Source organism: Sulfurospirillum sp. 1307 (assembly GCF_054408545.1).
Map to the genome: position 1 here is coordinate 1,195,847 of NZ_CP176011.1, position 12,462 is coordinate 1,208,308.

The window sequence follows — 12,462 nt, forward strand, 5'->3', positions numbered from 1 at the left end:
TTAGTTAGCAATATTCAGTATGCCTCACAAGTAGAAGCAGAGAGTTCAGAAAAATTACAACAATTAAACAGCGAAACAGAGCAGGTAAAAAATATTCTTGAAGTTATTAGTGATATAGCAGACCAAACAAATCTATTGGCACTAAACGCTGCTATTGAAGCCGCAAGGGCTGGTGAGCATGGAAGAGGTTTTGCTGTTGTTGCTGATGAAGTTAGAAATCTCGCAGAAAGAACCCAACACTCACTATCAGAAATTGACATGACTATAAATGTAATAGTTCAAGGAGTCTCAAATGCAAGTGAACAAATGAATAAAAACTTTAAATTTATAGAAGAATTAGTAAATAAATCAAACAAAGCAAAAGATGATATTATCAAAACGCAAGAAATCATGACTAAAACATCACAGATTTCATCAAATTCTGCAAATGTAACAAACAATCTAACAAAAGATATTGAAAACATCATCAATAAAATTGATTCTATTTTAGAGTTTTCAAAAGAAAACAACAATAATGCTGAAAAATTAAGTCAAAAAACTGATGAGTTAAGAGAGCATACTATAAGTGTGACTTCAAAGCTAAATGAATTTGAGGTATAAGAAAACTTATACCTTTTTTAAAATTACTCCACTTTCTACATGTAAAGTGTGAGGAAATTGATCAAATATAGCAAATTTTTCAATTTTAAATTTATTTTTTAAAATTTTTAAATCTCTTTTTAAAGTTATCGGATTACATGAAATATATATTATATTTTCAAATTGCGAGATAAACTCCAAACTTTTTTCATCAATTCCAGCTCTTGGAGGATCAACAAATACATGTGAAAAATCATAATCATCAAGATTTATATCTTTTAGCCTATTAAATTCTCGCTCTTTTTTCAAAGCACTTGTTAACTCTTCTACGCTCATCCTTAAAAATTCAATATTTTCAACACCATTTTTAACACAACTAAATTTAGCTGATTTTATAGAAGATTTTGAGATTTCAGTTGCTAAAACTTTATTAAATTTAAATGACAAAGGAATTGTAAAATTTCCATGTCCGCAGTAAAGTTCAAGCAAATCTCTTGGATTTTTTACATGTAGAGTTACCCACTCAATCATTTTTGTATTTAAAAAACTATTTGGCTGAGAAAATCCACCTTCAATTATCTTATAAGTATAGGATTTGTTCTTTACATGTAGCTCATCAATCACAAAATCATCGCTTATGACTTTTTTGATTTTCCTACTTCTTCCTATGACTGATATATTAAATTTATCTTCCAATTTTTTTGCATACTTACTCCACTCATCATCAACTTTTTTGTGATAAAGAAGTGAAACTAAAACTTTGTTAGATGATGATAAAAACTCAATACTAAAAAGTTTATCTCTTAAAATATCATATTGCTCAATTTCTAACCTCAATGACTCCATCAAATCAGCAATTTTTTTAACAACTTTTGGATATTCATCAATCTTTACAATATCTTTTTTATTTACACCATTCATAGCATAACTAATTTTATCTTTATCATGCCATATTCTAAACTCTGCTCTATTTCTATAGTTTTTGCTTGGGCTTTTAAAGATGTCAAAATCACTAATCTTAAAATCTTCAAATAACTCACTTATAAAGTTTTTTTTATGTACTATTTGTTCGTCATAATTAAGCTCATAAAGTGTACAGCTACCACACTTTCCAAAATATTTACAATCCATTTTTCTCCAATACATGTAAGTATTCTATAACTTCACCCTTTTTTGAGTTTTTACTAACTCTTAAGCGAGGATGAGGCTTTGTAAATCTAGTATATTTACCAAATTTAGTAAAAATTTTTTCAATTGTTATTTTATCTAAAATTCCATCATCTGAGTAACTTAAAAAGATGTATTTAAATTGTGCATTTTTAATCAAATCCTCTAAGGCAAACTTGGCTTGATTTACCTTACAATAATCTGAGCGATAATAATCTCTTAATCCACTCTTGCCTAAGACATCAAATTCTTTATAATCAACTATTGTATTTAAGATATGATAATTAAGACCATATTGCCTGTGATTATATGGTGGATCAAGATATAAAATATCTCCACAAATTGATTTTATTAATTGATTTGCATCTTCATTATAAACTTTATGCTCATTTTTATTGACTTCAAAGTCATATGGTAAGATTTTCATCTTGGTTTTAGCCATATACTTTAGTTTTTTTAGGTATGAGCCATAAACTCCAGTAGTGTTTGCAACCCTATCTGCTGAATATATTAAAGAAGCTAATGCAAAATAATACTCATCATCATTTTTATCAAAGTTTTTCTCTATTGCTATTCTAAAACCATCTATTGTTTTTGCATTTTCTTTTGAAAAATAACTTCTTTTTAAAGCATATTCTTTACAAATAAAACCTTCAAATGGCTCAAAAACAATTTTATCTAAAGCACATCTTTTTTTATTTTGAATTTTATTTCTTACTAATACATAAGAATAAGGCTCTATATCATTTGCTAGTACTTGTTTTACTTTGTTTTTAAAATGAGCTGAAACCACACCGGTTCCAGCAAATAAATCACAAAAAATTTTATCGTTAATATCCCCTGTAATTTTTACTATGCTATTTTCTATAAAATCAAGTAAAAATTTTTTAGAGCCAATATAATTCAACTTATAGCTTTACATAAAAAAAGTAGAAATCAAACCAATAAGTCCACCAAAAAATCCACCCCAAACGACTAGCCAACCAAGATGCTCTCTTATAAAGTTCTGTACGATTTCTTTTACCATTTTTGGAGTCAATTCATCTAATCTTTTATCTATCATAGATTCGATTGACTTTAGCATATCATCACTTAGGGTTGAGCTTTTAAGCGTTTCTTGTAAAGTTTTGTTAAAAGTTTCACTTTGAGAAATTGTTACAATAGAGTTTTTTAGTTTTTGACTAAAAGGTTCACGAAGCCCTTCTAACGCTCCAGCTCCTCCAAACATACTTAGCATACCACCAAATTGTGATTCCATTACAGCTTGACTTAAAGCATCAAATGCTGGTGAAAAATCTGTTTTTTCAATGATTGGAGCTAAATCAATCTTTTTTTCCTCTTTCTGAAAGAAGTTATCTAGTTGTTCTCGAGTAAAAAACTGCTCCATCATTAAATCTTTTATTGAGCTTTTAAAAGCTTCAAATCTTAGCTCAATTACACCAGATCCATAAAACAAAGGAACTTTTTCAAAAAGCATATGGATTGCAATTTGATTTGTAATTGCTCCAGAGAGTCCAAAAAGACCAATATATAAAAAATACCTACTAAATTGTGTATCCAAAAATGAAATAGCAAAAATCAAAAGTAAAAATATGTTGGTAATTAAACCTTTATTCACGCTTATCCTCCTAATTTTTTTTGCAATTATACAGTTTTTTTTAATAATTCATATTAATTTAAAATCAAAACCACTTTCTAATCTTAAAATATGCAATTAAAACTATAGGGATTATTAACATAATAATATTTGTATATATGTAAGAATCATTTGATTTTAAAATACCTTCAGACATAGAAATAAAATTCATTCCAAAATATCCAGTTAAAAAAGAAAGTGGAATAAATATTGTTGAAATTATTGATAGAGTTTTCATTATTTCGTTCATTCTATTACTTAAAGCTGATAGATAAATATCTAAAAAACCAGAAGTCGTATCTTTATAATTCTCAATTATATCCATGATATTAATTACATGTTCATACACATCTCTAATATATACATTATATTTAGTATCGAATTTTTCAGAATGCATAAGAGCATTAATAACTTCTCTCATAGGCCAAATATTTTTTTTGAGATTCATTAGTGTTTGCTTCATTTTATGTATTTTATTAATACTATTTTGACTTGGATTATTTAATATTTCATCTTCTAAATCTTCTATTTCATCACCAATTTCTTCAAGGACTTTGAAATATCCATCAACAATATAATCAATAAGAGTAAAAAAAAGATATTCTATATCATATTTTCTAGTTCTAGAACCTACTCTATATAATCTCTTGACTATACTATCAAACCTATCTTCACTTAAGTCAGCAAAACTTATTAAATTATTATCTTTCAAGACAAAAGAAATTTGAGAAAAATCTAAAAATCCTTTATCATACGATACACTTTTAAAGATCACAAATGTATATTCATCAAATTCTTCTGCTTTTGGTCTATGAGTAACTGATAAAATATCTTCTACTACTAGAGGGTGTAATGAAAAGGCATTACCAATTTCTGAAATTTTTTCTTGATCACTAATGGGCTCTACATGTATCCATGATATTTTATCAGCAGATGTTTTTAAAAATTGCATCAGTTTTTTTAGTGTCAGTTGATCTTTTAATATTATAGTATCTTCATTGTATGATATTAATCTTATTGCAGGTTCTTTACACTCTATTGTGCCCGTATAAATGGCACTTCCAGGAGATAATCCAATTTTTTCTTTCATTCCTTCTCTTTTTATTCAATTTTTAAGTTTATACTTGCTTTTAGAACTATGTTTTTATTGATTTTTTTCTCTATCATATCTTTAAGTATACGTATTTCTTCATCAGTTATTGTTTTTGAAGATAAAACTTTTAGTTCAATTATTAATTTATTGTTTATGCTCTTAATATCTAGAGGCTTAATTTCAAGTTTTTTGCTATTAATATGAACAATATTTATTGACTTTAATGAATTAAAATATTTATTTTTTTCAATTAAACTAACAAATGAAAAATAAAGAGGTATAGAAATCATAAAAAGCATAAAAGATGTATATAAAATTGCTTTTTTTGCCTTATGTACAGGAGAATAACCAAGTACTGTAAATGTAAAACCTGCACTCAAAGTAATACCGACTAAGTTTGTAATAAAAAGCAAAAATGATCCATAAATAATTTTAAAATCAAGCATTCCAATACCAATACCAGTAACACTCAATGGAGGAACAAGTGCAACAGCTATAGCAACTCCAGCAAGAGATTTTGCAACTTCTGCTTTTGACGAGGCATATGCACCAGCGATACCAGAAAAGACAGCTACCATTAAGTCAAATAAATTTGGATTTAATCTACTTGTCATTTCAGGTGTTATTTCTTTTATTGGAATTAGCAGTGTAAAAATAGCAGAAAAAATTATAGCTATATTTATGCCATAAAAAAGCGTTTTAATACTTCTATTTATTAGTGATTTATCACCTCTTATAATACCCATTGAGAAGGACACAATAGGAGACATTAAAGGTGCTAAAATCATAGCACCTATAATCACTGGAGCTGAATTTGCAAATAAACCTACAGTGGCAAGTAGAGTACTTAAAATGATAAGAGTTATAAATACAGAGGAAATTTTTGCATCATTTCTCAAGCTAGTAAATAATTCTTTAAAATCCTCTTCACTAGCTTTTTTAAAGAAAGGTAATTTGCCTCTAATTAGTATATCCTCAAGCTCATTTTTAGGCAATGTCTTAACATTAATTATATCTTGTATTTCGCCTTTATCTGTTTCTAATTTAACTTCTTTTGCCAAATTCCTACCAAGATGTAAATTAATAATTTTTTTGTAAACAATAAATTCAAGTTCTTTTGAACAAATTAAACTATCATCAATTAATAGATTTATGGACTCGTTAGAAGTTATAATTAATCTAGAAGATTTTATATAACCTAAGCCATCTGGTAATTTTTGTATAGATATTTTTTCATAAAAAAACATAAGTATAAGATACCATAGGTATGCTATCAATGATGTAGGAGCTAATATGAAAGCATTTAATTTTCCATCACGAATTGATAATTTATCATCAATTTTATCTTTATCTTCTCTTAAAGATTGTTCTAAAATTGTTATACCAGTAGCAACTGTATGAAATTTCTTTTCCTTTGAAATTAAAAAGTTATAGTTTTTAAATTGTAATCCTTTTAAATTATGGAAAAAAAGTAAAGCTTTTTGAAAAAAAGAGCTCCTACTTGATGCTATTCTATTCAAACCGTGCATATCACCTATAATTACTTTATTAAAAACTATAATATCATTACATTTTAAAAGATCTACACTGCTAAGTAACTCACAATTTAAGCCATCATCAATAGCTTCATATAAATTAGAAGAAATATCAAATGCTTTAATGGCATTAGAACAATTATCATTTGGTAATATTGATATATTTAAATTGTATTTTAAGTTGTTATTTAAAAATAATTTCATTTCATCATCAGATAAATAAAACATAAAATTCGTACTAGTATAAAAATCATCATCTGATTTGTTTAGTACCTCTCTAAAACTTAACAACTCTGGCTTGATATTATATTTTTCTTTAAAATAATCAAATATAACTTTATATTCATCTTTATCATCTACATTTGAAACAACCAAAAAAATATTTTTATACATTTAAATTACTTTCTAATTTTTTTGGTGTTGATATTATATGAACATCTTGTTGTGGAAAAGGTATTGTTATATTATTATCATTTAAAGCCTTATATATTGTTCTTAATATATCATCTTTGGTAATACCTGGTGGCATTTGATTTTTTATACCAACTCTTATCCAAATCCATAATTCAAAATCAACACTACTCTCACCTAATCCAGTCATTACGCATCGTGGTAATTTATCTTCATCATTCTTTATAAAATCTTTTTCAATTTTCATTATTGCTGGTATTATAGCCTCGTCTACTTTTTTAGCATCAGTTCCATAAGCAACACCAAAAGGTATCTTAAGCCTTTTGATTCTATCACTCATTGTCCAATTGATTACATTATTTTCTATTAATGTCTTGTTTGGAACAATAACCTCTATATTATCAAATGTAAGTATACTTGTATATCTCATTCTTATATCTGTAACTTTTCCAATAAGCCCATTTGATGATATATCTATATAATCTCCAATTTTAATAGACTGTTCAAAAAGTATAACAAGACCTGATACAAAATTTGATATAATAGCTTGCAAACCAAACCCAATTCCAACAGAAAGTGCACTCATAATTATAGTAAGGGAAGTTAAATCTATACCTGAGTAATTAAGAGCAAATAATATAGTAATTAAAAAAATCCCATAATAGCCAAGAACAGATATAATAGTTGCAGTTTCTTGTTCTAAAGGATGTTTTGGGTTATTAGCAAGAGAACTTATATATTTTTTATATGCTCTAGCAAAACTAAAGCCAATTAGCAAAATTAATACTAATCCTATCACCGACATAAGAGTAAAGTTTATATTGTTAATTTTAAATAAAGAAAAATTAAGTATCTTCGATAATTGCTCAAAAATCTCTAAAAGATCCTTGCTAACCATATTTATACCTCTTTTTATTTATTATACTACATTATGTTTTAATTGTCTTTTATTGAAAGTTTTAGTTTCTTCTTTTCTTGTTTTTTTATTTTTAATCTCCATTCTTAAAAACTTTGGAAGCTTTCTTCCTTCTACTCTTAGTATGTCTTCTTTTAGATTTTCTTTAGCTATTTGTTCTTCTACATGTAGCTCTTGCGTTAAGTAGTTGTAAATAAGATATGCTAATCTATCTAGTGAAATTTGCCAAGTTGATTGAGTTTGATTGTATATCCATCTACTAAACGCTAAAAAGCCATCAAAAACTTTTCCATCTCTAAAAAGATATGTTACAGTTTTTTTAAAATTTCCACTGTTATATACAATATCCCAAAATCTTGCAAACCTTTTCATCTCTTGCATTTTTGCAAAAGGAATCAAATCATTTTGTAAAATATCATATGGAGGCTTATTTGAATAAACCATACCAAACTCTTTGTCATGTCTATTTAAAGTCGTACCTGATAACTTTTTTAATATTCCTAACTGTATTTCACACTTTGTCATACTGTAAAGTAAATCCAAATTTTTGCCGAACTGCTCTACACTCTCACCAGGCAAACCGATAATCAAATCTACATGTAGATGAGCTTTTGTCTCGTTTTCTAAGAATTCTAAATTTGTTCTAATTTTTTCTATGTTTAATTTTCTATATATATTTTTAGAAATCACAGGATCTAAAGTTTGAATTCCAACTTCAAGTTGCAGTGAAGCTGGAGGAAATTCTTTAATCCTTTGTTTTATAGATTCAGGAAAATTATCTGGTATAACTTCAAAGTGTATAAAATATGGAGGCTCTTTTGATAGAAAAAAATCCATCAGCCTATTTGCTGTTCTTATACCTTGGTTAAAAGTTCTATCTATAAATTTAAAACTTCTAACTCCTCTGTCCCAAAGTATTTCCATCTCTTTTAAAAATCTATTGGTATCTACTTTTCTTACTTTTTTATCCAAGGACGATAAACAAAACTCACAAGAATAAGGACATCCCCTACTAGCCTCAACATAGCACTGTCTATTTGCAACATCATGGTCTGTGTAATACTTATAAGGAAGCTCGATTTTACTTAAATCAACTATATCAGCTTTGATAAATTTTTGCTTTGGGCTTTTTCCATCATATAAGGCTCTACAAAGCTCATAAAAAGCAATATCACCTTCGCCTTGTATAAAATAATCAGCTTCACTAAAATCAACTCTATGAGGCAAATAACTAGCTTCGGGACCACCTACTACTAAAATAGTTTTGGGAGATACACTTTTTATGATTTTTATAAACTCTCCAACTTCAATTGCATTCCATATGTAAGCACCAATTCCTACTATCTTTGGGTTTTCTTTTAAAACTTCTTCTACTGCATCTGCTACTTGAGAGTTTATAACAAACTCTTTTATGATTGCATCACTTTGTAGCTCTTTTAAATTTGCATATAAATATCTAAGACCTATTGAAGTGTGAGTATATCTCGCATTAAATGTACAAAGAACTATGTTTTTCAACTCATAATCTTTTTAATATCATTTAAAAGCTCAATCGAGGCATCAATTTCAGATTTTCTTATAGCAACGCTTTCTACATTACATCCGATAGGAATGCCCTTGCCTTTTGCATAAAAATATAAAATTTCAAATATATCTCTACTTAGTTTTACAGATTCTTCAAGAATATCTTCTGAATTTTTTAATCTCTCTTCTAAATGAGCTGGTATATTTATGCCAAGCCATTTCATAAAATCCAAAGTCTTAGATGAACCACAAGGAGTAATCGTAAAAATGATTGGTACCATCTCTTTATTGTACTCTTTTGCATAAACAGCATAATCATCTAAAAATCTTTTTGCTCCCATCAAATCATAAACGCATTGAGATACAAAAAACTCACATCCACTCTCAATTTTTTTAAAAACTCTTAAGTGCTCATCCTTTTTTACACTATGTCGTTCTGGTATCATAATGCCACCAATTATCATATCAGGATTAACTCTTTTTTTAATCTCATATGCCTCAGCTACATTGATAGTAACTTTTGTATTTTTGCTAGCTGCTCCTACAAATACACTAAAAAAATCTTTTCCTTTTCTATCTTCAATCCACTTTGTAAATTCATCTTTTGCATATTTTCCAACTGCTCGATAAATGATAACTGGTACATGTAAAGGAGCATCAAGGTAGTTTTTAGCATAATCACACGGATCAATAGTCTCTATAAAAGGAAAAGGTCTTTCATCTTTTGTTCTATCACTCTCATCTTGAATATCATATAAAACTAAACCATCAATATCAAGAGGCTCAATTCTTTCAATATGCTTTTTAGCTATCCTATCTAAGTCTTCTTTTGTGTTTTTAGCTTTTGGAGGTGTCATACCATAAAAAAGTATACCACTTTCTTTATTTTTTATCTTCTCTTTCAACATCTCTAAGTTGCCTTTAAAATTTTTCGGATTCTACTATAAAAGTGGTTAGAATTTGATTAGTTACCTCAAAGTATGAGGTAACTAACCTTGTTAATTAGTCTTCTAATTTGAAGTTTTCTATTTCATTGAAGTTTAAATATCTATAAACTTTATCTTGTTTACCTTCAAGCTTTTTAGGAACTAAGCTCATATACTCTTCAACACTTGGTAATCTACCTAGCATTGCACAAAGTGCTGCAAGTTCTGCACTTCCTAAGTATACTTGTGCTCCCATTCCCATACGGTTATCAAAGTTTCTTGTACTAGTTGAAAAAACAATAGCACCATCTTTTACTCTAGCTTGATTTCCCATACATAAACTACATCCAGGAATCTCAATTCTTGCTCCAGCTCCTCCAAATAGTGAATAGTAGCCCTCTTCTATTAGTTGTTCTTTATCCATCTTAGTAGGAGGTGCAACCCATAGAGTTGTAGGAACTTGACCTTCACCTCTTAAAACTTCACCTAAAGCTCTGTAGTGACCGATATTTGTCATACAACTTCCAACAAATACTTCATCGATTTTCTTAGGTCTATTCTCATCAGCTAAAATTTCACTTAGAGTTGCAACATCATCTGGATCATTAGGACAAGCTAAAATTGGCTCTTTAACATCAGCTAAATCTATCTCAATAACTGCTGCATACTCGGCATCACTATCAGCTTTAACCAAAGTTGGATTTTCAATCCACTCTTTCATCTTATCTGCTCTTCTTTGTAAAGTTGTAGCATCGCCATAACCAGCTTTTATCATTGCTTCAATAAGTGCAATATTAGATTTTAAGTACTCTATGATTGGTTCTTCATCAAGCTGAATAGAACAAGCTGCTGCACTTCTTTCTGCACTTGCATCACTTAATTCAAAAGCTTGCTCAACTTTTAGATTTGGAAGTCCTTCAATTTCCAAAACTTTACCTGCAAAAATATTTTTCTTATTTTTCTTTGGAACTGTTAAAAGACCTTGCTTGATTGCATAATAAGGAATTGCATTTACCAAGTCTCTTAAAGTAATTCCAGGATTTAGCTCACCTTTAAATCTTACTAAAACTGACTCAGGCATATTTAGTGGCATACTACCAGTAACTGCTGCAAATGCAACAAGTCCACTTCCAGCTGGGAAACTTATACCTATTGGAAATCTAGTATGTGAATCTCCACCAGTTCCAACAGTATCGGGTAAAACCATACGATTAAGCCATGAATGAATAACTCCGTCCCCAGGTTTTAAACTTACTCCACTTCTATTTTTGATAAAATCTGGCAAGGTATGATGCATTTCAACATCACTTGGTTTTGGATAAGCCGCAGTATGACAGAAACTTTGAAGAACAAAATCAGCATTAAATCCAAGAGCTGCTAATTCTTTTATCTCATCTCTAGTCATTGGACCAGTTGTATCTTGACTTCCAACAGTAGAAGTTACAGGTTCACAATACATTCCAGGTCTAACACCTTTCATACCACATGCCATACCTACTATTTTTTGAGCTTGAGTATAACCTTTTCCACTATTTTCAGGCTGTTCAGGTCTTGCAAATATCTCATCTTGACCCATACCAAGACTTTCTCTAGCTTTTGTAGTTAATCCTCTACCAATAATCAAAGGAATTCTTCCACCAGCTCTGTATTCATCAGCCAAAGTATTTGGTGCAAGTGTAAAAGTTGAGACTATTTCTCCATCTTTTACGATTTTACCCTCAAAAGGATATACGTCAATAATATCTCCAGTTTCTAAAGCATCAACATTTACCTCAATTGGTAAAGCTCCACTATCTTCTGCTGTATTGAAAAAGATTGGCGCAATTATACTTCCTAGAATTAAACCGCCTGTTCTTTTATTTGGAACAAATGGTATATCTTTTCCCATATGCCATTGAACTGAGTTAATTCCTGATTTTCTACTACTACCAGTTCCAACAACATCACCAACATATGCTACTTCATAACCTTTATCTTTTAGCTCTTGAATTTTTTCAATTGAGCCTGGAAGTCTTTTTACAAGCATTGCTTGAGCATGAAGTGGTATGTCACTTCTAGTAAAAGCTTCACTAGCTGGACTTAAATCATCTGTATTTGTCTCTCCTGGTACTTTTAAAACTGCAACTGTAATCTTTTGAGGTACTGGTTCTCTTGATGTAAACCACTCAGCATTTGCCCAAGAAGTTAAAACCTCTTTTGCATACTCATTTGTTTTAGCTAAACTCTCAACATCATTAAAAGCATCATAAACTAAGACTGTATTTTTTAGTGCATCACAAGCTGCTTTTGCTACTTCTTTGTTTTCACTACTTAAACCATCAACCAATGGCTTTACATTGTAGCCACCTAGCATTGTTCCTAGAATTTCAATCGCTCTAACTGGACTTATAACATCGCAAGATGTATTTCCTTTTGAAATATCATTTAAAAAAGCTGCTTTTACATAAGCTGCATCATCAACTCCAGGCGGAACTCTGTTTAATAATAAATCTAATAAAAATTCTTTATCTTCATCACCACTTTTTAATAATTCAACAACTTGTGCAGTTTTTTTAGCATCAAGTGGAAGTGGAGGAACTCCTAATTTTGCCCTTTCTTCAACCTCTTTATTGTACTCTTCAATAAATGACATCATTGGTCTCCTTTTGGTTTTGTTACGAAGATTGTATCAAAAA

Annotated in this window: 9 protein-coding genes and 1 pseudogene; 1 reads left to right on the forward strand and 9 read right to left on the reverse strand. The window is 29.2% G+C overall.

The window, feature by feature from the left end; translation table 11 throughout:
- Positions 1-105 precede the first annotated feature (105 nt).
- A pseudogene (locus ACKGJI_RS06115) lies at positions 106-600 on the forward strand (methyl-accepting chemotaxis protein); the annotation flags it as partial.
- A gap of 6 nt (positions 601-606) precedes the next feature.
- On the opposite strand, the gene trmA reads toward ACKGJI_RS06115, so the two are convergent.
- The 9 genes from trmA to acnB all read right to left on the reverse strand — a co-directional run bounded on the left by trmA (position 607) and on the right by acnB (position 12,419).
- A complete protein-coding gene (gene trmA / locus ACKGJI_RS06120) occupies positions 607-1,710 on the reverse strand; it encodes a tRNA (uridine(54)-C5)-methyltransferase TrmA (RefSeq protein ID WP_458699392.1) in 1,104 nt (367 codons plus the stop codon).
- Positions 1,700-2,653 (reverse strand): DNA adenine methylase, encoded by a 954-nt coding sequence (locus ACKGJI_RS06125; RefSeq protein WP_458699394.1) that lies wholly within the window; start codon positions 2,651-2,653, stop codon positions 1,700-1,702. Before ACKGJI_RS06125 ends, trmA begins: the two co-directional genes overlap by 11 nt.
- A 9-nt stretch (positions 2,654-2,662) precedes the next feature.
- On the reverse strand, positions 2,663-3,370 hold the full coding sequence (locus tag ACKGJI_RS06130; protein ID WP_458701706.1) for a DUF445 domain-containing protein: 708 nt from the start codon (positions 3,368-3,370) through the stop codon (positions 2,663-2,665).
- Between the two features lie 58 nt (positions 3,371-3,428).
- Positions 3,429-4,472 (reverse strand): magnesium/cobalt transporter CorA, encoded by a 1,044-nt coding sequence (gene corA, locus ACKGJI_RS06135; RefSeq protein WP_458699396.1) that lies wholly within the window; start codon positions 4,470-4,472, stop codon positions 3,429-3,431.
- A gap of 11 nt (positions 4,473-4,483) precedes the next feature.
- Positions 4,484-6,403: a TIGR00341 family protein gene (locus ACKGJI_RS06140; protein ID WP_458699398.1), complete on the reverse strand. Its 1,920-nt coding sequence runs from the start codon at positions 6,401-6,403 to the stop codon at positions 4,484-4,486.
- A complete protein-coding gene (locus ACKGJI_RS06145) occupies positions 6,396-7,319 on the reverse strand; it encodes a mechanosensitive ion channel family protein (protein WP_458699400.1) in 924 nt (307 codons plus the stop codon). The genes ACKGJI_RS06140 and ACKGJI_RS06145 overlap by 8 nt, the downstream gene beginning before the upstream one ends.
- Before the next feature lie 21 nt (positions 7,320-7,340).
- Entirely contained in the window at positions 7,341-8,855 is a 1,515-nt protein-coding gene (locus ACKGJI_RS06150; protein WP_458699402.1) for a B12-binding domain-containing radical SAM protein, read from the reverse strand.
- Entirely contained in the window at positions 8,852-9,769 is a 918-nt protein-coding gene (locus ACKGJI_RS06155; protein ID WP_458699404.1) for a methylenetetrahydrofolate reductase, read from the reverse strand. Before ACKGJI_RS06155 ends, ACKGJI_RS06150 begins: the two co-directional genes overlap by 4 nt.
- A 94-nt stretch (positions 9,770-9,863) precedes the next feature.
- Positions 9,864-12,419 carry a bifunctional aconitate hydratase 2/2-methylisocitrate dehydratase gene (acnB, locus tag ACKGJI_RS06160; RefSeq protein WP_458701707.1) on the reverse strand — a complete coding sequence of 852 codons (2,556 nt, stop codon included), beginning with the start codon at positions 12,417-12,419 and terminating at the stop codon, positions 9,864-9,866.
- Positions 12,420-12,462: the final 43 nt, after the last annotated feature.